The organism is Caldimonas mangrovi, assembly GCF_023721835.1.
GTDB lineage: Bacteria > Pseudomonadota > Gammaproteobacteria > Burkholderiales > Burkholderiaceae_C > Caldimonas > Caldimonas mangrovi.
In genome coordinates, this window is sequence record NZ_JAMKFE010000001.1 from 39,920 (window position 1) to 61,879 (window position 21,960).

Below are 21,960 nucleotides of genomic sequence, written 5' to 3' on the forward strand. Positions count from 1 at the left end.
GCCTCAGTCGTCCTCGTCCCTGTCGTCGCCGTCCGAGACGGCATCCACGCCGGCGCCGATCACCGCGCCGGTCACCTTCACCCCGGTACTGACCACCGCGCCGCCGACGCTGACCGCGGCGCCCACCGCGGCGCCCGCCACCGAGACCACCGCACAACCCCCGAGGCAGGCGGCGAGTGCCAGTGCGCAGACAAGGCGTGTCGAACGGGTGGGGACGGTCATGTCATCGGCCAGGTGAGGGGACGGGGGATTATCAGCTGCGTGCGGCGACATGCGGTGCTGTCGCACGGCCGTCACCGCGCTGACACGGAAGGTTCACACGGCGTGCCTAGCATCCACCGCGCTGTTCCCACGACAACCAGGAGTATTTCCATGTCTCATCTCACCGACCGTGCGCGTGAAATGGCCGCCGCGGCCAAGGGCTCGACTGATGCGGTTTCCGTTCCCGGCCAGATGTTCGAGGACGTGTTGAGCCATGCGCAGGTCAAGCGCCGCACGCTGCTGCGCGGTGGCCTTGGCGCCTCGATCGCGGCCATCTTCGGTGGCGGCATGCTGAGCGCATGCGGCGGCGGTGGCAGCGATTCGGACGACAACGAAGTCAGCTACGACGTGGCTTTCCAGCAGGTGCCGGCCAACGTCGGCGACCAGGTGTGGGTGCCCGAGGGCTACACGGTCGACGTGCTGTTCTCGGCGGGTGATGCGGTGGTGGCCGGTGCCACCGCCTTCACCGGCACCTTCCTCGGCTCCGCGGACACCGAGAAGTTCGCCGGCGGCAACCACGACGGCATGCACTACTTCGAACTGCCGGGCCAGGACCCGAACAAGCGCGGCCTGCTGGCGATCAACCATGAATTCCCCGACTACCGGGTGCTGTTTGCCAGCGGCAGCTACGACGCCGCCACCGCGACCGACGAGCAAAAGAAGATCGCCCTGTCGGCGGTCGGCATCTCGGTGATCGAAGTGCAGAAGGACGACGACGGCAACTGGAGCGTCGTTGCCGACTCCGCCCACAACAAGCGCTACACCGGCAATACCGTCTACAACGTCGGCGGCCCGGCGGCGGCTGTGCTGGGTGACACGGTGGTCGGCATGCTGAACAACTGCGCGAGCGGCCATACGCCCTGGGGCACCTACCTGACTTGCGAGGAGTCCACCGACAACTACCTCGATCCGACGCAGCCCGAAGAGGGCTATGGCTGGGTCGTGGAGATCGACCCGCGCAATGAACTCACCGGCATGCCGGTCAAGCGCACTGCGCTGGGCCGCTTCGATCACGAAAACACCGCCTACATGATGGGCAGCGACAACCGCCTTGCCGTCTACATGGGCGACGACGGCACGCCGGGCTGCATCTACAAGTTCGTACCGAGCGGCAGCTACAACGCCAGTGATCGCGCGGCCAACGCCCACCTGCTCGACGAGGGCACGCTGTATGTGGCCAAGTTCAATGCCGACGGCACGGGGCAATGGATCCCGTTGGTTCAGGGGCAAAACGGTCTGACCGCGGGCGCGACCGACCCGGGCAACGTGACGCAGGGCGCGCAGACGCCGGTGACGATCGACTTCAACACCCAGGCCGATGTGCTGATCAACACCAAGGCAGCGGCGCGTGTCGCAGGCGGCACGTTGATGGACCGGCCGGAGTGGATCACCGTCGCCCCCGACAAGAAGATCTACGTCACGCTGACGAACAACGGCGGCCGTCAGGTGACTGACGAAGCCAACCCGCGCGTGACCAACCGCCATGGCCACATCATCACGTGGACCGAGCAAGGCAATTCGCCGCTGGCCACGAGCTTCAACTGGGAGATCTTCCTGCTGGCCGGCGACCCGCGTCTGGCCGACGAGCACCTCAAGGGCGACATCAACGGCGACACGTTCTCCAGCCCGGACGGCATCCTGGTCGACCCCGAGGGCCGCCTGTGGGTGCAGACCGACGCCAGCACCAGCGACACGGTCACCAATACCTTCGGCAACAACTCGATGTACTACATCGACCAGGAAACGCGCGCCTCGCGCCGCTTCCTGGTGGGCCCGACCGGTTGCGAAATCACCGGCCTGGCCTACACGCCGGACCTGAAGACCTTCTTCGTCAACATCCAGCACCCGACCGGGACCTGGCCGTCCAACCAGCCAGGCAACAACGCCGCACTGCCGGCGCGCTCTTCGACCATCGTCGTCCGGCACGAGGACGGCAAGCCCATCGGCGCCTGAGCCGGCGCAGCCTCCGCAGAAGCGAAAACGCGGGCACGAGCCCGCACCCGGTGTGCTGCACACCTTGCGGGCGATCGGCATCCGTCGATCGCCCGTTTTTGTGCTGCCGGACGGCGGCTTCTCAACGAGCAGGTTGCAGCGGCGCTGCGGGATGCGCCGCGGGCGGACGTTCCTCCATGTAGCCCTTGCCGTCCTTGACGCCCTTGTACCCCAGCTCGCTCCAGCGGGTGCGCTGCTGGACGAGGGCGGCGAGAAACTCCAGTTCCTCGTCGGTGTGGTTGATCGCCTGAGCGGGGCGCAGGCGACGGTCGGCCGGCAGGTCGGGTTCGGCCCAAAACGACTGGTGGTAATCGGCCTGCGACGTGAGGCGCGTGTTCGCCGCACTCAGGTCGACAGTGCCGTAGCAGTTGCAGAAGTAGGTGCGGCCGTCCGGTCGCGCCTCGGTGTACACCCCGGTGCCGCGGATGCCGATCGTCAGTGTCGGGGTTGCGATCTGCCGCCTTTCGCCACGGCCCCACACCGAGACCAGCGCCCCGGTCAGCAGCCGCAATGCCGACACCAGGTTCAGCGTGCGGCCGCGTTGCAGCGACATGCGCGTGTTCTGGCGCAGGTGAAAGGCCGAGCTGCCCACCGTGAACACCAGCATCGAGCCCGGGCCCGTTTCGACGATGTCACCGGTCTGGATGGTGTCGTTCAGCGACAGCCGCGCGCCATTCAGCCGCGCGTCGCCGTTCAGCGTGACGATATTGCCGCGCGCCCAGGCTGCACCGGCCGTGCCTGTGGCCAGCAACGCGGCGACGCCTTGCAGCGTTTCGCGACGCCGCATCCACAGCACGTCTTGGTCGTGCAGCCCTTCGAGCTGGTGTCTCGTTCCCATCGGCCCTCCGTCGCGGGCTTTTCTTTTAACACTGCCGGCGGCGTCAGCCATCGGTAGTGTCGGCAGGCTCCAGTTCGAAACAATCGGCGAACGTGAAATACAGCGACACGTAGAAGACCGTGGAGAACATCAGCGCAGCCGGCAGTGCTGCCAGCGAAGCGAGTTGGGGGGTCGACACCAGCGAGAAGACCAGCGTGGACATGACGCCGAACAAGGCGATCACACCGGCCCAGGTCAGCGCGTAGACGACGAAGGCGCCGCGATTGCGCCAGCAGGCCACGATGCTGAAGAAGACGGACTTGCCGGCGCTGACGCCGCACCAGTGCACCAGCGCCGGCGCGTGCCAGAACGCGAGGCTGAGCGGCACCGCAAGCACCAGGCGCAACAGCACGCTGCTCTGCGCTCCGGCGTCGTCGATCGGCTCGCCCGATTCGCCGCCACGCATCCAGCCCTCTTGCAGCTGGGCGAACTTGCCGCCGTCGAGCAGGTCGGCCAGCAGCATCATCGCGAGCGAAGCCACCGCATACGCGATGCCGAGCTGGAGCAGCGCGCGCACGCGCGAGCGTTCGCCGCGAAAAGGCTGCAGGAAGACGCCGGGCAGCGGGAATCGTCCGTGCCCGGACTGCTGCGTCGCGATCATGAAGCCGAGCGTCACGATGGGCAGCAGCGTCAGCATGGCCAGGGCGCCGACGAAGGGCACGACCAGCAGCATGAAGGCGCCGAACACGAACAGGAAAAACAGCGCTGAAAAGGCCAGCGGCTGGCGAAAGAACACGCGGAAGGCCTGTCGCACCCAGAGCGCACCCTGGCGGGCCGGCACCAGACGAAGTTTCATCGGGTTGGACTTGGAGAAGGAAGGGGCGGTCGGGACACCGGGCGATGATAGAGCGTCGCCCGGGCCTCAGGCGCGCACGTAGTGCCAGGGGTTGGCCAGCCGCTCTCGCAGAATGCGCTCGAAATGCGTCGGGTCGTGGGCTTGCAGCATGTGGGCCTCGCGCGGCAGGTGGAAGTCCCACAGGCGCGAGATCCAGAAGCGCAGCGCACCGGCGCGCATCAGCGCCGGCAGCAGGCGCGATTCGTCGTGTGTGATTTCGCGCTCGCGGTCGTAGGCACTGAGGAAGGCCACCGCCCGCTGTTCGTCGAGCCGGCCGGTGTCGAGGTCGACGCACCAGTCGTTCAGGCACACCGAGATGTCGAACAGCCAGGTGTCGACGCCGGCGAAGTAGAAGTCGAAGAAGCCGGTCAGCGTCTCGCCCTCGAACATCACGTTGTCGCGGAACAGGTCGGCATGGACGGGCCCGCGCGGCAGCGCCGCAAAGGCCGGTGCGGCGGCCAGTGCCTGCTGGAAGGCCAGCTCGCTTTCGAGCAGCTCGCGTTGTGCGGGCTCCAGATAGGGCAGCACCACGGGCACGGTCTCGGCCCACCAGGCCAGGCCGCGCAGGTTGGGCTGGTGGCGCGGGTAGTCCCGTCCGGCCAGGTGCATGCGGGCCAGCATGGCGCCGACCTGCTCGCAGTGACGCGCGCTCGGCGCCAGCTGGTGGCTGCCGCGCAGCCTGTCGACCACTGCCGTCGGCTTGCCCTGCAGGCGGTGCAGGATCTCACCGCCGGCGTCGCCCTTGGGGTCGGGCACCGGGATGCCGCGCTGGGCGAGGTGTTTCATCAGGTGCAGGTAGAAGGGCAACTGCTCGAAGGTCAGGCGCTCGAACAGCGTCAGCACGTAGTCGCCACGGTCGGTGGTCAGGAAGTAGTTGGTGTTCTCGATACCCGAGGTAATGCCTCGCAGCTCGGTCAGGGTGCCGAGGTCCAGGCGGGCGACGAGCGCGGAGGCGTCGGCTAACGGTACGGGCGTGAAAACGGCCATGGGCTGAGCGCCGGCTTGGCGGCAGGGAAGTCGAGGAGGGGGCAGTTCAGAACGAGAACAGGTGCCACACGCGCTGACCGGCGGCGCCGCGCGTGGACTCGGACGACAGGTCCCGGCTGCCGTCGGCGGGCAGCACTTCGTACGCCTTGCCGCCCTTCTTGGGTTGCACGGTGATGCGCTGGTTCTGCCCGCGCACGCGCAATTCCTCGATGCGCGCGCGGTCGTCCTCGATCACGGTGTGCTGCACGGCGGGTTCCGGGACGGAGGACGTGACCTCCTGCGCGCGGGCCGCGGCGGTGCACAGGGTGAGCAGGGTGGCGGTGGCGGCCAGGCAAGGGAAGCGCTTCATGGCGGCGATTTTAGGCCGCGCGGGCGCACGCCCGATGTCCCTGGCGCCCATGCAGCAAAATCATGCGCCATGAGCGACAAAATCCTGCTGCTGGTCGACGGTTCCAGCTACCTCTACCGCGCCTTCCATGCGTTGCCTGACCTGCGCGGCCCGGGCGGCGTGCCGACCGGGGCGATCCACGGCATGGTCGCGATGCTGCGCAAGCTGCGCGAGCAATTCCCGGCCGACCATGCCGCCTGCATCTTCGACGCCAAGGGGGACACCTTTCGCAACGAGTGGTACGCCGGGTACAAGGCGCATCGTCCGCCGATGCCCGAGCCCCTGGCCGAGCAGATCGGCCCGATCCACGAGGTCGTCAAGCTGCTCGGGTGGCCGGTGCTGGAGGTGCCCGGCATCGAGGCCGACGACGTCATCGGCACGCTGAGCTGCGTCGGACGGCAAAGCGGGCACAAGGTGGTGGTGTCGACCGGCGACAAGGACCTGGCGCAACTGGTCAACGATTCGGTCACGCTGATCAACACGATGAGCAACGAGACGCTGGACACGCCCGGCGTGCTGGCCAAGTTCGGCGTGCCGCCTGATCGCATCGTCGACTACCTGACGCTGGTCGGCGACGCCGTCGACAACATCCCCGGCGTCGACAAGGTCGGGCCGAAGACGGCTGCCAAGTGGATCAGCGAACATGGTTCGCTCGATGGCGTGATCGCCGCGGCCGACAAGATCAAGGGCGTCGCCGGCGAGAACCTGCGCCGCGCGCTGGACTGGCTGCCGCAGGGCAAGCGCCTCGTCACCGTGGTGACCGACTGTGACCTCGCCGGCCACGTGCTCGGCTGGCCAGGGCTCGATGCACTGCAGTTCAAGGAGGTCGACCGCCACGGCCTGCTCGACTTCTACGCCCGCTTCGGGTTCAAGACCTGGAAGCGCGAGCTGGAGGAGAGCCTGGGGGTCACGGCAGCGCCTGCGCCTCAGACGCCACCCGCGCAGGGGCAGACCGCCGACCTGTTCGGAGTCAGTGCTCCGGCGCCGCAGCCGGTCGGCGAGCGCGCCTACGAGACGGTGCTGAGCTTCGAGGCGCTCGACGCATGGATCGCGAAGCTGCAGGCGGCACCGCTCGTCGCGCTCGATACCGAAACCGACTCGCTCGACGGCATGCGCGCACAGATCGTCGGCATCTCGTTCGCCGTGCGCCCCGGCGAGGCCGCCTATGTGCCGCTGCGCCACAGCTATGCCGATGCACCCGATCAACTGCCGTTCGACGAAGTGCTCGCACGGCTGAAGCCGTGGCTGGAGGACGAGACGCGGCCCAAGCTGGGCCAGCACGTCAAATACGACCTGCATGTGTTTGCGAACCACGGCATTGCGGTGCGCGGTTATGTGCACGACACCATGCTCGAAAGCTATGTGCTGGAGGCGCACAAGCCGCACAGCCTGGACAGCCTTGCGCAACGGCATCTCGACCGCAAGGGGCTGTCGTACGAGGACGTCTGCGGCAAGGGCGCCAGCCAGATCCCGTTCGCACAGGTCGAGGTCGCGCGTGCGTCCGACTATTCCTGCGAGGACAGCGAGATGGCCTTGCACGTGCACCAGACGCTGTGGCCGCACCTGGAAACCGAGCGGGGCCTGAAGTACGTGTACGAGCACATCGAGATGCCGACATCGGCGCTGCTGCTGCGCATCGAGCGCAACGGCGTGCTGATCGACGCCGGCCTGCTGGCGCGGCAGAGCCACGAGCTGGCGCAGCGCATCATGACACTGGAGGGCGAGGCGCACGAACTGGCCGGGCAGCCGTTCAACCTGGGCAGCCCCAAGCAGATCGGCGAGATCCTGTTCGGCAAGCTGCAGCTGCCGGTGGTCAAGAAGACGGCGAGCGGCGCGCCGTCGACCGACGAAGAGGTGCTGGAGAAGCTGGCCGAGGACTACCCGCTGCCGGCCAAGATCCTCGAGCACCGCGGCCTGTGCAAGCTCAAGGGCACGTACACCGACAAGCTGCCGCTGATGATCAACCCGTCCACCGGCCGCGTGCACACCACCTACGCGCAGGCGGTGGCGGTGACGGGCCGGCTGTCGAGCAACGACCCGAACCTGCAGAACATCCCGATCCGCACGCCCGAGGGCCGGCGCATCCGCGAGGCCTTCATCGCGCCGCCCGGGCATGCGATCGTCTCGGCCGACTACTCGCAGATCGAGCTGCGCATCATGGCGCACATCTCGGGCGACGCGACGCTCATGCGCGCCTTCACCGAAGGCATGGACGTGCACCGCGCCACCGCGGCCGAGATCTTCAGCCTCGCGCCCGAGCAGGTGACGAGCGAGCAGCGCCGCTACGCCAAGGTCATCAACTTCGGCTTGATCTACGGCATGAGCGCGTTCGGCCTGGCGAGCAACCTCGGCATCGAGCAGAAGGCGGCGCGCGACTACATCGACCGCTACTTCCAGCGCTACCCGGACGTGAAGCGCTACATGGACGAGACGCGCGCCTCGGCCAAGGACAAGGGATATGTCGAGACGGTGTTCGGCCGCCGGCTGTGGCTGCCGGAGATCAACAGCCCGAACGGCCCGCGCCGCGGCGGCGCCGAGCGCGCGGCGATCAATGCGCCGATGCAGGGCACGGCCGCCGACCTGATCAAGCTGTCGATGATCGCGGTGCAGCGCGAGCTGGACGCCGCGGGCAAGCAGACCAGGATGGTGATGCAGGTGCACGACGAACTGGTGTTCGAGGTGCCGGAAGCCGAACTCGACTGGGTGCGCACCGAGGTGCCGCGCATCATGGCCGGGGTTGCCGAGCTGAAGGTGCCACTGGTGGCCGAGGTGGGCGTGGGGCCGAACTGGGACAAGGCGCATTAGATGGGCCACCCCGACCGGCTGCGCCGGCCCCTCAAGGGGCGACACCGGCGGACCGGCTGAGCCGGCTCCGCGGTGTCACTCGAAATGGTGGTGCGCGGGCGCGCCGCTCGCGAATGTTCATGAGGAGCGCATTCAGGCGCCCCAGGGCGCTTCGCGTGCCTCTCTAGGGGCGACACCGGCGCGACGGACAAGCGGATCCGAAGCGTGTGGGCGGGTGGCCCGCGGCCGGCGGGCACGTGGCCTGCACATGTCTCGGTATGGAACTTTCTGCATGGCGGCAGCGGGTGTGGAGCCATGTGCCGCAGCGGCTGCAACGACCGCTGTCGCTGGGCGCGAGAGCGGTGCAGATGTGGCTGGATGAACTGGGGCCGCAGCTGGGGGCTTCGATCGCGTTCTATGCGATGTTCGCGTTGGCGCCGCTGCTGGTGGTGGCGATCACGCTGGCGGGAGCCTTCTTCGGGCCGGAGGCGGCTCGGGGGCAGATCGTCGGCGAGATCCAGGGGCTGGTCGGTGTCAATGCGGCGCGCAGCATCGAGGTGATGATCGAGTCTTCCTGGCGCAGCGAAGGCAGCGGTCTGGCCGGCATGCTGGGCATGGCGGCGCTGCTGCTCGGTGCCAGCGGCGTGTTCGTGGCTCTGCGCAACGCGCTGAACCGGTTGGGCCGGTTGCCCGAGATGCCTTCGGGCGTCGGGGCCTTCGTGCGGGCTCGGCTGGTGGCCTTCGCGCTGGTGCTCGGCTTCGGCTTCCTGGCGATCGTCTCGCTGCTGGCCAGTGCGGCATTGGCCGCCGTGGGGGCCTATCTGTCGGGGCGCTATCCGCCACTGGCGCCGGCCATTGCGGCGATGGACATCGTTGTTTCGTCGCTGGTGCTGACTTTCGGCTTCGCGGCGTTGCTGCGCTGGCTGCCGGAGTCGCCGCCGGGCTGGCATGCGGTGTTCGTCGGCGCGGCGGCGAGCGCGGTGCTGTTCGCGGTCGGCAAGCACCTGATCGGGCTGTACCTCGGCCGTGCCGGTGTGGCATCGAGCTACGGCGCCGCGGGCTCCTTCGTGGTCGTGATGCTGTGGGTTTACTACTCTTCGCAGATCCTGCTGTTGGGCGCGGCGCTGGCCTGGACCGTCGACGGCGCACAGCTGCGTCCTCGGCTCAACGAGGACGGCACGCCATCGCGCGACCCTGTCGCGGCGGGCACTTCGGGTCGCCGTTCAAGCGTGCGTTGAATTGTCGCGGCCGTTGGAGGGCCCGCCTTTCGGCGGCGCTGCGCGTGCCTTGTCCTTCATGGCATAGACCTCGAGCCGGTTGTACAGCGTCTTCAGGCTGATGCCGAGCACCTCGGCAGTGCGGCGCTTGACGTTGCCGCAGCGCTCCAGCGTCGCCATCGTCACGCGGCGCTCCACTTCGTCGAGCGGTGTGCCGATACGGATGCTGATCACGTCCGATCGGCTCTCGTCGACGGAGTCGGATTCGGGCGTCTCGAGACCCTCGACGACGTCGTCGGCCAGGATGTAGGCGCGCTGCACGTAATTCCTCAGTTCGCGCACGTTGCCGCTCCAGCTGCGCTCGTAGAGCCTCGCGATGGCCTCGGGCGAGAAGGTCTTGTGCGTGCCCTCCTGGCGGTTGAGTTCGGCCAGGAAGTGCCGCGCAAGCATTTCGATGTCGTTGCCGCGTTCGCGCAAGGGCGGCAGGTGCACCGGGAACACATTGAGCCGGTGATAGAGATCGTCGCGCAGGCGGCCGTCGGCCACCGCCTTCTCGGGGTTGCGATTGGTGGCGCCGATCATGCGCACGTCGGTCGAGATGGCCTGTGTCGTGCCCACACGCGCGAAGGCGCCTGTCTCGAGCACTCGCAACAGCTTGACCTGCAGCTCCATCGGCATCTCGGTCACCTCGTCCAGCAGCAAGGTGCCGCCGTTGGCACGCTCGAAGAAGCCGATGTGCTGGCGGTCGGCGCCGGTGAAGCTGCCCTTCTCGTGGCCGAACAGTTCGCTTTCGATCAACTGGGGCGAGATGGCGCCACAGTTCACGGCAAGAAAGGGCGAGCGGCGGCGTCGGCTGAGGTCATGGATCGTCTGCGCCGCCAGCTCCTTGCCGGTGCCGCTTTCGCCGATCAGCAGCACCGTGGCCGACGTCGGCGCGACGCGGGCCAGCTTGTCGTACAGCGACTGCATCGCGGGCGAACCGCCCAGCAGCAGCCCGAAGCGGCCGGCCTTGCGCAGCTCGCCGCGCAACTCGCCGATTTCGTGGCGCAGGTCGGCTTCCTGCGGCTGGCGCTGCAGGATCGAACGCAGGCGCTCGACGTCGAGCGGCTTGACGAGATAGTCGGTCGCCCCCAGGCGCAACGCCTCCACGACGCTGTCCACCGAGGCATGTCCGGTGATCGCCACCACCTCGGTCTGCACCGGCGCCTCCAGGTCGTGTACCAGCTGCAGCCCGCTGCCGTCGGGCAACTGCAGGTCCGTCAGCAGCACGTCGGGCTGCTGGCGCACCAACTGAACGCGGGCCGCGCGCAGCGACTCGGCGGTGGCCACCGTGCAGCCTTCGGCCGCCGCGACTTCGGCCATCCAGGCGAGCTCGTCGGGCGCGTCGTCGACGATCAGGACATGCGGCACGGCATCAGTTGTTCGCCGGGCGCACGATGATGTCGTTGCGCACGCCCTTGACATTCGGCACCTCGCCCGCGATCTCTGCGGCCTTGGCCTTCTCTGCCTGGCTCGCGGCAAAGCCGGACAGCTGCACGACGCCGTCCTGCGTCTCGACCTGCGTGCGCATCGCGCTGGCCACCGGGTCTTGCGCCAGGCGCGACTTGACGCGCGTGCTGATGGTCTTGTCGTCGACATATTCGCCGACGCTGCTCTGTCCGCTGGTCACGGCGCAGCCCGTCGTGACGGCCACGGCGCCGATGGCGGTGATCAGGATGGCGAGAATGCGCTGCTTGCTGTTCATGTTCACTCCTAGTCGTTGGGGTCGGCCGCACGGCGCAGCGCCGCCGGCCGACGGATGACGCAATGGACGTGCCCGCCACGCGTCAACGAGCGGGCTTGGCCTGGGCGGGCGCTGCCGCGCCGCGCGCTTCCGGCGGCACCGCCTGCGCGGCTTGCTCGTCCGCCTCTTCGGAGGCGAGACCCAGCTCCGACTCGAGTTCCATGCGGCGTGCCAGCATCTCCTCGAGCACGCCGTCCCAGTCGATCTTCGAGCGGCCGAGCTGTTCGAACATCTCGCCTTCCTCTTCCTTCACGTGATGCTTGATGTACTCGCCCAGCACCGTGAAGGTGGCGGCGAACTTCGGATCGTCGGGCGACAGGGTCTGAAGCTGCTCGATCAGCGTCTTGGCGCTGCCGTGCTCGACCTCGGCTTCCTCGATCAGGTCTTCCTCTTCGAGGCCGCTGCGTGCCGCAGGGTAGAAGACTTCTTCTTCCAGCCGCATGTGCAGCTGCAGCTCCTTGCAGGTCTGTACTGCCAGTTGCTGGCAGGCCTGCTCGTCGCCTTCCTGCTCCAGCTTCGAGAAGTCGCGGAAGGATTTCTTCGCGCGTTTGTGGTCTTCCTTCAGCATCTCGAAAACCTCGCTGCGCGAGCTTGCATTGGTACGGGCCATGTGTGCTCCTAGATGTCGTGGGGGCGCGTGACAAGCACGCGGTGCAACACCACAGCAACCGCTGTTCCAGGGTGGTGCCGCCGGGGCACGGCACTTGCCGCTCCAGCAATAAGTTTTGCAAGGAGACGAGATGTCCACCCACACTAGGCAGCAGCCCGGAACCGCGGATTCCGGCTCCCGTACGAAGACCGGAAACACCGCGTCGAACGTCGCCCACCGGCGCGTGCCGCGCCTGCCTCACGAGCGGGACGAGTCGGCGGACAGCCAGGAGCTGCAGGAGCCCGAACAGCACGGCCTGATGCAACAGGCGCACGATGATCTCCTGCAGGGCCTCGAGGACACCGATCGGGGCCCGGTGCTGGACAAGGTCTACCGCGAGAAGCTGAAGCAGCCGCGCAAGCGCTGAGCGTCCGGCATGGCGATGCGCCACGCTATGCAGACCGCAGCATTTCTTGCGGCAAAGCCCACAAGCTGGCGAGCTTTTCGACTCTACAAACGCGAATTCGATGCAGTGCTGACACCGCGCCTGTCGCCGAGCGGCGACAGCTTTTCCGCCGGAAAGTGATGGCGCTGCCACTGCACGGGAGGGGCTCCCACGTCGTGCTGGAAAACCCGTCGCGTTTTCCATCATGCGACATGACTGATGCGCTTTGTAGCGCTCGCGATATGTCGTAACGCAATCTGCCGATCACCGGCGCGTTCCTCATGCATTGGCACAGGGGTTGCTCTAGAGGGAGTCGCTTGCCTGCGATGCATGGTCGCTTTTCTCTCTGCACGACGCAGGCTTTCGACCCATGGCGATCACATTCACCGACACAAAAGACAACCGGTTCCACGGCGCGGTGACGCTCCGTCAGGCCTGCCGCCGCACCGGCTGCGGGGACCCCGTGTCGGTGCCGATCCTCGCTCATCCACATGTGCGGCCCGCCGGAGCGCAAGCGGCGGGCCCTTTCCCCGGGAGGACTGCATGAACGCACCGGTCATTCGACTCGAGCACCGGCAACACCAGACCCTGACGCCACGCCTGCAGCAGGCAGTCCGCCTGCTGCAGCTGTCGTCGCTCGACTTTGCGCAAGAAGTGCAACAAGCCGTCGGCAACAATCCCTTTCTCGAAGAGGATCCCGAATCGCATGCAGCGCCGGTGGCTGCCGCTGAGAACGCCCCGGCTGACACGCCGCCCACGTGGGCCGAGGTCACGCCCGTGACGGCGCCGGCGGCCGACATGCCGTGGGACCGCGAAAGCTGGGGGTCGCCCGGGAGCGGCGGGTCGGGTCGCGGCGGCAGCGGCGACGGCGAGCTGGATTTGGTGGAGATGGTGGCCGCCGACATCTCGCTGCGCCAGACCCTGCACAGCCAGATCAATGTGATGCCGCTGTCGCCGCGCGACCGGCAACTGGCCGGCACGATCATCGAGGCGCTCGACGACGACGGCTATCTTCGGCTCGGCCTGGATGAGTTGATGGGCCTGTCCGGCTGCTCGCCGCTGCCGGACGATACCGAGATGAACGTGGCGCTCAAGCTCGTGCAGTCGCTCGACCCGGCCGGTATCGCGGCGCGCGACGTGCGCGAGTGCCTGCTGCTGCAGCTTAAGGACCTCGACCAGCACCCCGAATGCGAACTCGCCAGCCGCATCGTCAGCGACCACCTCGACCGGCTGGCGATGCGTGACGTCAACGGCCTGGCCCGCACACTGGGCGCCAGCGTCGCCCAGGTGGAAGCGGTGTGCGAGCGGATCCGCCATCTCGACCCGCGACCCGGCTGGCGCTTCGGCCCCTCGAACACCCAATTCGTCACGCCGGATGTGATCGTGCGCAAGGTGCGGGGCGTGTGGACGGCGGCGCTGAACCCGGACGTGATCCCCAAGGTGCGGCTGAACCAGGTATACGCCGAGCTGTTCCAGCGGCACCGCGATTCGGGACACGCGGAACTCGCCGCCCACCTGCAGGAGGCGCGCTGGACCGTCCGCAACGTCGAGCAGCGCTTCGCGACCATCCTGCATGTGGCGCAAGCCATCGTGAAGCGGCAGCGGCACTTCCTCGAGTACGGCGCGCTCGCGATGAAACCGCTCGGCCTGCGCGAGATCGCCGAGGAACTCGGCCTGCATGAGTCGACCGTCTCGCGCGTGACCAACAACAAGTACATGGCGACGCCGCTGGGCGTGTTCGAGCTGAAGTATTTCTTCTCGCGCGCGTTGCCGACCGTCAGCGGTGGTTCGTGCTCGGCCACCGCCATCCGCGGCGTCATCAAGGACATGATCGAGGCCGAGGACGCCAGCGACCCGCTGTCCGATGCCCAGATCGCGCGCCAACTCGCGCGACAGGGCCTGAGCGTCGCGCGGCGCACCGTCACGAAGTACCGGCAGATGATGAAGCTGCCCTCGGTTGAGAAACGGCGCAAGCACGTCTGACGCCGGTCCACCCCCGACGGCCTTCGGCCGCCCCCTCGAGCGGACAACACCAGCGGACCGGCGCAGCCGGATCCGCGGTGTTCGTTGAGCGGCACAAGCCGCGCGCGGGGTACCGGCACGTCGTTGGGCGGCCGGGTTCACCACCGTGCGGACCCCGGGGAGCGCGGCAAGTGTGCCGCGTTCCCTTGCGATCGAAGTCCGATCGAGGGCGGCTGACCGCCTGCTTACTTGCTGCGCGAGGCCGAACCGGACGAGCTGCTGCCGCGGCTGCCGTCGGTGTCGCTGCCCGAGGCCGAGCCGGTGCTGGCTGACAGCCCGCCGCTGCCCGACGATGCCCCGCTGCTGCCGGTGCCCGTGCCGGCCATGCCGGACGATGCACCCAGGCCGCCCCCCGGACTTCCGGTCGCGCCGCCCACATTGCCGGCCGATTGGCCCTGCGAGCTGCCGCTCTGCTGGCGCCCCTGCCGCCACTGGTTGAACTCATCAGAGAACTTCTGGTACCGCTCCCGGCGCCAGTTGTGATAGTCCTCGTCGAGCGCGCGCATCTGCTCGCTGCGCCACTGGTGGTAGTCGGGATCGAGATGGCGCTGACCCTGGTGGCTGTAGCCCTCGTAGTCGCCCGAGCCGCCGTAGTTTTGTCCATAGGTGCCGCGCGAGCGATCGTCGTACGACTGGCCGCCATAGCCGCCGCCGCCTCGGCCACCCGCGCCGTAGCCACCATAGGAGGTATCGCGGCCTTCGCCATAGCCGCCGTACATGCTGCCGTAGCGGGTCTCGTGCTGCCCCCCATAGGAGCCTTCCGGGCTGCCGTAGCCGCCTCGGCCGCGCTGCTGTCCGCCGGACTGGCCACCACCCTGGTAGCCGCCGTACTGTTCCCCGCCGTACAGGCCACCGCGGTACTGACCACCGCCCTCGTAGCCGCCTTCTTGGCCGCCCTGGCGACCGCCGCTGTCGTACTGCCCGCGCGGCCCGCCGTCCCAGCCCTGACCCTGCTGCGAGCCATAGCTGCCGCCATAGCCCCCGCTGGCGTATTGGCTACCTCGCGAGCCGCCGGTGTAGTAGTCGCCCATCGAGCCGCGGCCGGCCTCGAAGTCGCCCTGCGAACCGTATCCGCCGTAGCCTTCGCTGCGTGCAGACTCGTAGTCACGACCGCTGCCGCCATAGCGGCCCTGACCCGACGAGCGGTCCTGCCACCGGTCGCTGGAACCGTAACGTTCCTCGCTGCGCTGCCGATAGCTGTCGTCGTTGCCTTCGTTGCGGTTGCGGTCTCCGTACTGTCGTTGATACATCTGAGATCCTTTCAGTGGTGGTGACCCAGCTTGCGCAGACGTCGCCCTGCGCGACACCTGTACAGCACGCCTCTCCCGGACATGCAGGTCGTTCCTCGCCCCCGCTCACGCGGGCCGGATGCAGCCCGGGCCGGGGGCGGCGCTCGGTCAGGATGGGGCGCGCCGCGCGCGTCGCACCGCTGGTGCCCTGCACGACCCGCACCCAGAATCGAGCAACGGCTGTACCTGCCGGCAGGGGAACACCCGGGCTGCTGGACATCCGCATGCGTGCACAATGCGAGGCCGTCGAAGATTCGCCTCACCCACACCGCTTGCAATCCATGGACACGATGAACGCCGCCATCGCCGTGCTGGCCGCCTACCTGATCGGCTCGCTGTCGTTCGCCGTGATCGTCAGCCGCCTGATGGGCCTGAACGATCCGCGCACCTATGGTTCGAAGAACCCCGGCGCGACCAACGTGCTGCGCTCGGGCAACAAGAAGGCCGCAGTGCTGACACTGCTGTTCGACGCGCTGAAGGGTTACCTGCCGGTGCTGCTTGCGGTGCTGTATGGCGAGCGCCTGGGGCTCGGCGAGGGCGTTGCGGCGGTCGTCGGGCTGGCGGCCTTCGTGGGCCATCTGTTCCCGGTCTTTTTCCGCTTCCAGGGTGGCAAGGGTGTTGCGACGGCGGCCGGCGTGCTGCTCGGCATCAACCTGTGGCTCGGGATGGCGACGCTCGCGACCTGGCTGATCATTGCCTTCTTCTTTCGCTATTCGTCGCTTGCATCGCTTGCCGCGGCAGTGTTCGCGCCGTTCTACCAGCTGCTGATCTGGGGCGCGGGCCCGGTGCTCGGGGCGATCCTCGCGATGAGCCTGCTGCTGATCTGGCGGCATGCGCCCAACATACGCAAACTGATCGAAGGCAAGGAGAGCAAGATCGGCCAGAAGGCCGGATCTGCCGCCCCGCCTTCGAACCCCACCCCCCGAACGAAAGGACATTGACCATGGTCCAACGCTTCCACGTCGGGCCGCGCCTGTCCGAAATGGCGGTGCACAACGGCACCGTCTATCTCGCCGGCCAGGTCCCCGAGGACGGCACCAAGGACATCCGCGGCCAGACGGCCGAGGTGCTCGGCATGATCGACCGGCTGCTGGCGGAGGCCGGCACCGACAAGCGCAAGATCCTGATGGCGCAGATCTTTCTTGCTGACCTGGCGGACTTCCCGGGCATGAACGAAGTGTGGGACGCATGGGTGCCCCAGGGCCACACGCCGCCGCGTGCCACGGTACAGGCGCAACTGGCGCGGCCTCAGTGGCGCATCGAGGTTGTCGTCACGGCTGGCCTTTAGGGCAGGGCCGGATCAAGGTGTCGAGCAGGGGCGCCTGACATGCGCACATCGCTGCGGGGGTTGTCGGGTCTGGTGGTGCTGGCTGCCGGGCTGCTCGGTCTGTCGCAGCTGGCCGGCCTGTGGCACGCGAAGGCGCTGGGCCAGCGCGTGGCGCAGGCCGAGCCGGGCGACATCGTGATGTACACCACCACCGACTGCCCGTACTGCGCGCAGGCGCGTCAGTGGTTCGGCGAGTACGACGTCCTCTACACCGAGTGCAACACGTCGGTGGACGCCGACTGCCGCGCGGCGTTCGACAGACTGGCGGCGCCGGGGGTGCCGACGCTGGTGGTCAAGGGGCAGCGGCAGGTCGGCTTCCAGCCCGACCGTGTGGCGCAGGCGCTGGAACGCTGAAATCCGTGGTCCGGCTCAGGCCAGCCCGAGCGCGTCGAGCGGGCCTCGACCCAGCCGCACCACGCGCGGCTCTTCATCGGTCAGGTCGAGCACGGTGGTTGGCTCCATCGCGCAGGCGCCGGCGTCCACCACGGCCTGGATCTGCTTCTGGAAACGCTCGCGAATTTCTTGCGGGTCGTTCAAGGGCTCGGTTTCATCCGGCGGGATCAAGGTGGTGGCCAGCAGCGGCTGGCCGAATGCGGCCAGCAGCTCCTGCGTCACGACGTGGCGCGGCACCCGCAACCCGACCGTGCGGCGCGATGGATGCGAGACGCGGCGCGGCACCTCCTTGGTGGCCTCCAGCAAGAACGTGTAGGGGCCGGGGGTCGCAAGCTTGAGCAGCCGGTATTGCCGGTTGTCGACGCGTGCATAGCTGGCCAGTTCGGACAGATCGCGGCACAGCAGCGTCAGGTGGTGCCGCTCGTCGACGCCGCGCAGCCGGCGCAGGTTCTCGGCCGCGTTCTTGTCTTCGAGCCGGCACACGAAGGCATAGCTGGAATCGGTCGGGATCGCCGCCACGCCGCCGGCCTGCAGGATCTGCGCGGCCTGCTTGAGCAGCCGCGGCTGGGGGTTCTCGGGGTGGACTTCGAAGTACTGGGCCATCGCCCGATTGTGCGCCGGTGCGACGAAACCGTTCAGTCGCCCACCGTGTCGGCCGCCACCGGCGACACCGGCCGGTGCTGGAGATGCTCACGCATGTTCAGCCAGACCGATGCCGCGCCGCTGGCGCCGATGACCGCCATGCCGGCCATCGCCCAGCCGTCCGGCACATGGCGGAACACCAGCGCGCCGCCCAGCGTTGCGAACACCAGTGCGCTGTAGCTGAAGGGCATCAGGGTGGAGGCGGGTGCCATGCCGAGCGCGAGGATCAGGCACAGGTGCCCGAGCGTGCCCATGGCGCCGACCAGCAGCAGCAGGCCGAGGTCCGGGGCCCGTGCATGCAACAGCGTGCCCCAGCCGTCGAGCGGGCTCACCCACAACGCCGCAGAGGCGGCAACCGCGCCGACCAGGCCGGTGTAGAAGTGCGTCGTGTAGGGATCTTCCACCGACGCGAACCGGCTGGTCAACACCTGGAATGCGGCATAGGCGACCGTGAGACCGAGCGGGAACGCGGCGGCCCAACCGAACAGCCCGCTGCCTGGCCGCACCACCATCAGCGCACCGGCCAGCGCGGTGCCGACCAGCACCCAGCGCAGCCGTGACACCTTCTCGTGCAGCACCGTCGCGGCCAGCAAGGTCACCATCACCGGCGTCAGCATCGCGATCGCGGTGAACTCGGCCACCGGCAGGTATTGCAGTCCGAAGAAGGACAGGCAACTGGTCGACAACAGCAGGGTGCCGCGCAGCAACTGGAAGCCGGGGCGGGCCGCACGAAAGCCGGCCCATCCGCGCCGCCCCTGCCACACCAGCATCACGACGGCCTGGAACAGGTAGCGCGACCACAGGATCACCAGCACCGGCAACGCGGCGCCCAGGTATTTGACGCTGGTGTCCAGCGTGGCGAAGCACGCTGCCATCGTCAGGATCAGCGTGATGCCGAGCGCAGGGTGGCGGCCGCTCACGACGGCCGATGTATGCGTTCGGCCAACGCTTCCCAGACCGGCGACAGGCCGCTTGCCAGCAGGGGCAGGGTGCCGAGATCGGTGTGGCTTTCGTCCGGGGAGTGGAAGTCGGAGCCGCGTGACGCCAGCAGCCCGAACTCGCGCGCGGTATCGGCGTATTTCACGAAATCGTGGCTGCTGTGGCTGCCCGTGACGACCTCGACGCCCCGCCCGCCGTGTTCCTTGAACTCGGAGAACAGCGCGTACTCCTCGTTGGCCGTGAACTTGTAGCGCCCCGGGTGGGCGATCACCGCGATGCCGCCGGCGTCGTGGATCCAGCGCACCGCCTCGCCGAGGGCCGCCCATCGATGGGCGACGTAGCCGGGCTTGCCTTCGGTCAGGTACTTGCGGAACACCTCCTGCGTGTCGCGGCAGGCGCCCACCTCGACGAGGTAGCGCGCGAAGTGCGTGCGCGAGATCAGGTCCGGGTTGCCGACGTACTTCAACGCACCTTCGTAGGCGCCGGCGATACCCACGCGTGCCAGGCCTTCGGCCATCTCGCGTGCGCGCGACTCGCGCCCACCGCGCGTGCGACGCAGCCCTTCGACGAGTGCAGCGTTGTCGGCGTCGAAGCCGAGGCCGACGATATGCACCGTCTCGCCGGCGAAGGTGACAGAGATTTCGGTGCCGGTCAGGTAGGGCAGGCCCAGCGCCAGCGCCGCCTCGCGGGCGCGTTGCTGGCCGCCGAGCTCGTCATGGTCGGTCAAGGCCCACAGCTCGACGCCGTTGGCCTGAGCGCGCGCCGCGAGTTCCTCGGGCGCGAGCGTGCCGTCGGAGACGCGGGAATGGCAGTGCAGGTCGGCATTGAGAATGTTCACAGGTGAGATTGTAGGGAGCCGGCCCCGGCCGCCCCCCGGGCAAGGTCAAAGGCGGGTGCGCCAGGCGTGCAGAATCGCCGCTTGGCGGGCCTCTCACCGTTCCAGCCGCAGCAACTTGCCATCTTCGTTGTCGGTCAGGATGTAGAGCCAGCCGTCCGGGCCCTGGCGCACATCGCGGATGCGCTCGCTCAGGTTCGGCAGCAGGCGCTCCTGCCGCACGATCCTGCGTCCCTCCAGCTGCAGCCGCACCAGCGTCTGCGCGCGCAGCGCGCCGACGAACAGGTTGCCCTTCCAGCCGGGGTAGCGGTCGCTGTTCAGGAACGCCATGCCGCTCGGCGCGATCGAAGGCACCCAGTGGACCAGCGGGGGCTCCATGCCGGCCTGCTCGGGGCCTTCGCCGATCTTGAAGCCGGTGCCGTACTCGCGGCCGTAGGTGGCCACCGGCCAGCCGTAGTTCTTGCCGGCCTCGGCCACGTTGACCTCGTCGCCGCCTTGCGGGCCGTGTTCGTGCGTCCACAGCTCGCCGGTCGACGGGTGCAGCGCGGCGCCTTGCACGTTGCGGTGGCCGTAGCTCCAGATCTCCGCTCGCGCCCCGTCTCGGCCGACGAACGGGTTGTCCGGCGGGACGCTGCCGTCCGGCGCGATGCGGACGATCTTGCCGAGGTGGTTCTGCAGCGACTGTGCGTCGTCGCGCCGGCTGAAGCGGTCGCCCAGCGTGACGAAGAGCTTGCCGCCGCGGTCGAACACCAGCCGGGAGCCGAAGTGGGCGGTGCTGCCGTACTTCGGCTGCTGGCGGAAGATCACCGCCGCGTCGTCGAGCCGGGTGCCTTGCAGTCGCCCGCGTGCCACGGCGGTGCCGTTGCCTGGGCCCCCGGCCTCGGCATAGCTCAGGTAGACCCAGCCGTTGTCGGGGAAGCCCGGGTCCAGCGCCACGTCGAGCAGGCCGCCCTGACCGCGGGCATCGACGGCGGGGACCCCCTGCACTGCCGGGCCGACGGCCCCCTGCGCCGACACGATGCGCAATCGGCCCGGCCGCTCGGTCACCAGCATGCGGCCGTCGGGCAGGAAGGCCAGGCCCCAGGGGTGCTGCAGGCCCTTGGCGACGACAACCGGTTTGAGGGCCTGTGCCCGGGCGGCGCCGGCAAACGGCAGCATCAGCAGCGCGGACGACAACTGGCGACGGTTCAGCATGAAGCCTCCTGAAGCGAAGGCTTGCAGTCTACGGTCCGCGGTGCCGCACGAGCGCTTGCAGGGTCGATGACCGCGCCGCCGTTGTGCGGGATCAGGCTTCGAGCCGGAGGATGCTCGCGGGGGCGCCGTCGGTCAGCAGGTAGATGCGGCCGTCCGGGCCCTGCCGGGCGTCGCGGATGCGGTGCCCCAGTTCCTGGTACAGCGGTTCGCGTCGCGCGACGATCGGCTCGGTCGCCGGGCCGCGCAGTTCGAGCCGCCACAGCGCCAGGCCGGCCAGGCTGCCGAGGAACAGGTCTCCGCGCCAGGCCGGGTAGCGTTCGCCGGTGTAGATGAAGCAGTTGCTGGGCGCGATCGCGTTCGGCACCCAGTGGGTCAGGGGCTGCTCCATGCCGTCCCTTGCGTGGCCCTCGCCGATGCGTGCACAGGAATCGTACTCGCAGCCGTGGCTGATCACCGGCCAACCGTAGTTGCGCCCGGGGCGGGTGATGTTGACTTCGTCGCCGCCGAAGGGGCCGTGCTCGCAGGTCCACACTTCGCCCGACTCGGGGTGCAGGAAGATGCCTTGCGGGTTGCGATGGCCATAGCTCCAGATCTCGGGACGCGCCCCGGGCGTGTTGACGAAGGGGTTGCCGACCGGCACGGTGCCATCGGTGCGGATGCGGATCACCTTGCCGTGATGGGTCGACAGGTCCTGGGCCTTGACGCGCTCGGCGTCTTCACGGCGCTCGCCCAGCGTCAGGAACAGCGTACCGTCCACGGCCTGCGCCATGCGGCCGCCCAGGTTCTCGCCGCTGCGCGCCTTGGGCGTCTGGCGGAAGATCACCTGCACGTCGTCCAGCGCGCGAGCGTCGATGCTCAGGCGCCCGCGCGCGACCGCCATGCCGTTGTGGTCGGCTTCCGCTGCGGTGCCGGCCTCGGTGTAGCTGAGATAGACGTGACGGTTGTGCACGAACTCGCGATCGACGAGCACGTCCATCAATCCCCCGTGCTCGCGGTGATCGACCGCAGGCACGCCGGCGACTGCGGGTTCGACCAGTTGCCCCTGCGGCGAGATCACGCGCAAGCGGCCCGGTCGTTCGGTTGCCAGCAGCCGACCGTCAGGCAGAAAGCCGATGCCCCACGGCAGTTCGAGGCCGGTGGCGAAGTTCACCGGTCGGGGCG

22 protein-coding genes are annotated in these 21,960 nt (G+C 68.4%); 8 read left to right on the forward strand and 14 right to left on the reverse strand.

Features of this window, described 5'->3' with window-relative positions; genetic code table 11:
* Positions 1-3 precede the first annotated feature (3 nt).
* Complete coding sequence (locus tag M8A51_RS00190; RefSeq protein WP_251776074.1) at positions 4-222, reverse strand: hypothetical protein; 219 nt, start codon at positions 220-222, stop codon at positions 4-6.
* A gap of 150 nt (positions 223-372) precedes the next feature.
* Between M8A51_RS00190 and M8A51_RS00195 the strand changes: the two genes are divergently transcribed.
* Complete coding sequence (locus M8A51_RS00195; protein ID WP_251776075.1) at positions 373-2,214, forward strand: PhoX family protein; 1,842 nt, start codon at positions 373-375, stop codon at positions 2,212-2,214.
* Between the two features lie 121 nt (positions 2,215-2,335).
* On the opposite strand, the gene M8A51_RS00200 is transcribed toward M8A51_RS00195, so the two are convergent.
* From M8A51_RS00200 to M8A51_RS00215, 4 genes are all read right to left on the reverse strand, one after another.
* On the reverse strand, positions 2,336-3,091 hold the full coding sequence (locus tag M8A51_RS00200; RefSeq protein WP_251776076.1) for a FecR family protein: 756 nt from the start codon (positions 3,089-3,091) through the stop codon (positions 2,336-2,338).
* A gap of 43 nt (positions 3,092-3,134) precedes the next feature.
* Positions 3,135-3,926, reverse strand: coding sequence for a BPSS1780 family membrane protein (locus tag M8A51_RS00205; protein WP_251776077.1), 792 nt, complete (start codon positions 3,924-3,926; stop codon positions 3,135-3,137).
* A gap of 66 nt (positions 3,927-3,992) precedes the next feature.
* Positions 3,993-4,952, reverse strand: a complete 960-nt coding sequence (locus M8A51_RS00210; RefSeq protein WP_251776078.1) for a homoserine kinase — start codon at positions 4,950-4,952, stop codon at positions 3,993-3,995.
* A gap of 46 nt (positions 4,953-4,998) precedes the next feature.
* Complete coding sequence (locus tag M8A51_RS00215) at positions 4,999-5,301, reverse strand: DUF2782 domain-containing protein (RefSeq protein WP_251776079.1); 303 nt, start codon at positions 5,299-5,301, stop codon at positions 4,999-5,001.
* 69 nt (positions 5,302-5,370) lie between these two features.
* On the opposite strand from M8A51_RS00215, the gene polA reads away from it, so the two are divergent.
* Together polA and M8A51_RS00225 are read left to right on the forward strand one after the other, a co-directional pair.
* Positions 5,371-8,145 (forward strand): DNA polymerase I, encoded by a 2,775-nt coding sequence (gene polA / locus M8A51_RS00220; RefSeq protein ID WP_251776080.1) that lies wholly within the window; start codon positions 5,371-5,373, stop codon positions 8,143-8,145.
* 257 nt (positions 8,146-8,402) lie between these two features.
* Positions 8,403-9,362 carry a YihY/virulence factor BrkB family protein gene (locus tag M8A51_RS00225; RefSeq protein WP_251776081.1) on the forward strand — a complete coding sequence of 320 codons (960 nt, stop codon included), beginning with the start codon at positions 8,403-8,405 and terminating at the stop codon, positions 9,360-9,362.
* Here M8A51_RS00225 and M8A51_RS00230 read toward each other — a convergent pair.
* The 3 genes from M8A51_RS00230 to M8A51_RS00240 form a co-directional block, all read right to left on the reverse strand.
* Complete coding sequence (locus M8A51_RS00230; protein WP_251776082.1) at positions 9,348-10,751, reverse strand: sigma-54-dependent transcriptional regulator; 1,404 nt, start codon at positions 10,749-10,751, stop codon at positions 9,348-9,350. The genes M8A51_RS00225 and M8A51_RS00230 overlap by 15 nt on opposite strands.
* Positions 10,752-10,755: 4 nt before the next feature.
* Positions 10,756-11,085 (reverse strand): BON domain-containing protein, encoded by a 330-nt coding sequence (locus M8A51_RS00235; RefSeq protein WP_251776083.1) that lies wholly within the window; start codon positions 11,083-11,085, stop codon positions 10,756-10,758.
* Between the two features lie 82 nt (positions 11,086-11,167).
* Complete coding sequence (locus M8A51_RS00240) at positions 11,168-11,734, reverse strand: hemerythrin domain-containing protein (protein ID WP_251776084.1); 567 nt, start codon at positions 11,732-11,734, stop codon at positions 11,168-11,170.
* A 130-nt stretch (positions 11,735-11,864) separates the two neighbouring features.
* Between M8A51_RS00240 and M8A51_RS00245 the strand changes: the two genes are divergently transcribed.
* Together M8A51_RS00245 and M8A51_RS00250 are read left to right on the forward strand one after the other, a co-directional pair.
* Positions 11,865-12,140 (forward strand): hypothetical protein, encoded by a 276-nt coding sequence (locus M8A51_RS00245; RefSeq protein WP_251776085.1) that lies wholly within the window; start codon positions 11,865-11,867, stop codon positions 12,138-12,140.
* A gap of 561 nt (positions 12,141-12,701) precedes the next feature.
* Positions 12,702-14,141 (forward strand): RNA polymerase factor sigma-54, encoded by a 1,440-nt coding sequence (locus M8A51_RS00250; protein ID WP_251776086.1) that lies wholly within the window; start codon positions 12,702-12,704, stop codon positions 14,139-14,141.
* 224 nt (positions 14,142-14,365) lie between these two features.
* Here M8A51_RS00250 and M8A51_RS00255 read toward each other — a convergent pair whose 3' ends face one another.
* Positions 14,366-15,430, reverse strand: a complete 1,065-nt coding sequence (locus tag M8A51_RS00255) for a hypothetical protein (protein ID WP_251776087.1) — start codon at positions 15,428-15,430, stop codon at positions 14,366-14,368.
* Between the two features lie 320 nt (positions 15,431-15,750).
* Here M8A51_RS00255 and plsY point away from each other — a divergent pair, with 320 nt between their 5' ends.
* The 3 genes from plsY to M8A51_RS00270 are packed head-to-tail and all read left to right on the forward strand — an operon-like array spanning position 15,751 to position 17,150.
* Positions 15,751-16,410: a glycerol-3-phosphate 1-O-acyltransferase PlsY gene (gene plsY, locus M8A51_RS00260; RefSeq protein WP_251776088.1), complete on the forward strand. Its 660-nt coding sequence runs from the start codon at positions 15,751-15,753 to the stop codon at positions 16,408-16,410.
* 2 nt (positions 16,411-16,412) lie between these two features.
* On the forward strand, positions 16,413-16,757 hold the full coding sequence (locus M8A51_RS00265; RefSeq protein WP_251776089.1) for a RidA family protein: 345 nt from the start codon (positions 16,413-16,415) through the stop codon (positions 16,755-16,757).
* Between the two features lie 39 nt (positions 16,758-16,796).
* Positions 16,797-17,150 carry a glutaredoxin family protein gene (locus M8A51_RS00270; RefSeq protein WP_251776090.1) on the forward strand — a complete coding sequence of 118 codons (354 nt, stop codon included), beginning with the start codon at positions 16,797-16,799 and terminating at the stop codon, positions 17,148-17,150.
* A 15-nt stretch (positions 17,151-17,165) separates the two neighbouring features.
* On the opposite strand, the gene M8A51_RS00275 is transcribed toward M8A51_RS00270, so the two are convergent.
* The 5 genes from M8A51_RS00275 to M8A51_RS00295 all read right to left on the reverse strand — a co-directional run bounded on the left by M8A51_RS00275 (position 17,166) and on the right by M8A51_RS00295 (position 21,949).
* Positions 17,166-17,792, reverse strand: coding sequence for an L-threonylcarbamoyladenylate synthase (locus M8A51_RS00275; RefSeq protein WP_251776091.1), 627 nt, complete (start codon positions 17,790-17,792; stop codon positions 17,166-17,168).
* Positions 17,793-17,824: 32 nt separating this feature from the next.
* Positions 17,825-18,751 carry a DMT family transporter gene (locus M8A51_RS00280; protein ID WP_251776092.1) on the reverse strand — a complete coding sequence of 309 codons (927 nt, stop codon included), beginning with the start codon at positions 18,749-18,751 and terminating at the stop codon, positions 17,825-17,827.
* Positions 18,748-19,617 (reverse strand): 3',5'-nucleoside bisphosphate phosphatase, encoded by an 870-nt coding sequence (locus M8A51_RS00285; protein ID WP_251776543.1) that lies wholly within the window; start codon positions 19,615-19,617, stop codon positions 18,748-18,750. Before M8A51_RS00285 ends, M8A51_RS00280 begins: the two co-directional genes overlap by 4 nt.
* An 84-nt stretch (positions 19,618-19,701) precedes the next feature.
* Positions 19,702-20,799 carry a PQQ-dependent sugar dehydrogenase gene (locus M8A51_RS00290; protein WP_251776093.1) on the reverse strand — a complete coding sequence of 366 codons (1,098 nt, stop codon included), beginning with the start codon at positions 20,797-20,799 and terminating at the stop codon, positions 19,702-19,704.
* Positions 20,800-20,890: 91 nt separating this feature from the next.
* Positions 20,891-21,949, reverse strand: a complete 1,059-nt coding sequence (locus tag M8A51_RS00295; RefSeq protein WP_251776094.1) for a PQQ-dependent sugar dehydrogenase — start codon at positions 21,947-21,949, stop codon at positions 20,891-20,893.
* Between the last annotated feature and the right edge of the window lie 11 nt (positions 21,950-21,960).

Bases quoted from the DNA above. Each gene is read 5' to 3' on its own strand.
- M8A51_RS00190 (WP_251776074.1), bottom strand. From the start codon at position 222: ATGACCGTCCCCACCCGTTCGACACGCCTTGTCTGCGCACTGGCACTC.
- M8A51_RS00195 (WP_251776075.1), top strand. From the start codon at position 373: ATGTCTCATCTCACCGACCGTGCGCGTGAAATGGCCGCCGCGGCCAAG.
- M8A51_RS00200 (WP_251776076.1), bottom strand. From the start codon at position 3,091: ATGGGAACGAGACACCAGCTCGAAGGGCTGCACGACCAAGACGTGCTG.
- M8A51_RS00205 (WP_251776077.1), bottom strand. From the start codon at position 3,926: ATGAAACTTCGTCTGGTGCCGGCCCGCCAGGGTGCGCTCTGGGTGCGA.
- M8A51_RS00210 (WP_251776078.1), bottom strand. From the start codon at position 4,952: ATGGCCGTTTTCACGCCCGTACCGTTAGCCGACGCCTCCGCGCTCGTC.
- M8A51_RS00215 (WP_251776079.1), bottom strand. From the start codon at position 5,301: ATGAAGCGCTTCCCTTGCCTGGCCGCCACCGCCACCCTGCTCACCCTG.
- polA (WP_251776080.1), top strand. From the start codon at position 5,371: ATGAGCGACAAAATCCTGCTGCTGGTCGACGGTTCCAGCTACCTCTAC.
- M8A51_RS00225 (WP_251776081.1), top strand. From the start codon at position 8,403: ATGGAACTTTCTGCATGGCGGCAGCGGGTGTGGAGCCATGTGCCGCAG.
- M8A51_RS00235 (WP_251776083.1), bottom strand. From the start codon at position 11,085: ATGAACAGCAAGCAGCGCATTCTCGCCATCCTGATCACCGCCATCGGC.
- M8A51_RS00240 (WP_251776084.1), bottom strand. From the start codon at position 11,734: ATGGCCCGTACCAATGCAAGCTCGCGCAGCGAGGTTTTCGAGATGCTG.
- M8A51_RS00245 (WP_251776085.1), top strand. From the start codon at position 11,865: ATGTCCACCCACACTAGGCAGCAGCCCGGAACCGCGGATTCCGGCTCC.
- M8A51_RS00250 (WP_251776086.1), top strand. From the start codon at position 12,702: ATGAACGCACCGGTCATTCGACTCGAGCACCGGCAACACCAGACCCTG.
- M8A51_RS00255 (WP_251776087.1), bottom strand. From the start codon at position 15,430: ATGTATCAACGACAGTACGGAGACCGCAACCGCAACGAAGGCAACGAC.
- plsY (WP_251776088.1), top strand. From the start codon at position 15,751: ATGGACACGATGAACGCCGCCATCGCCGTGCTGGCCGCCTACCTGATC.
- M8A51_RS00265 (WP_251776089.1), top strand. From the start codon at position 16,413: ATGGTCCAACGCTTCCACGTCGGGCCGCGCCTGTCCGAAATGGCGGTG.
- M8A51_RS00270 (WP_251776090.1), top strand. From the start codon at position 16,797: ATGCGCACATCGCTGCGGGGGTTGTCGGGTCTGGTGGTGCTGGCTGCC.
- M8A51_RS00275 (WP_251776091.1), bottom strand. From the start codon at position 17,792: ATGGCCCAGTACTTCGAAGTCCACCCCGAGAACCCCCAGCCGCGGCTG.
- M8A51_RS00290 (WP_251776093.1), bottom strand. From the start codon at position 20,799: ATGCTGAACCGTCGCCAGTTGTCGTCCGCGCTGCTGATGCTGCCGTTT.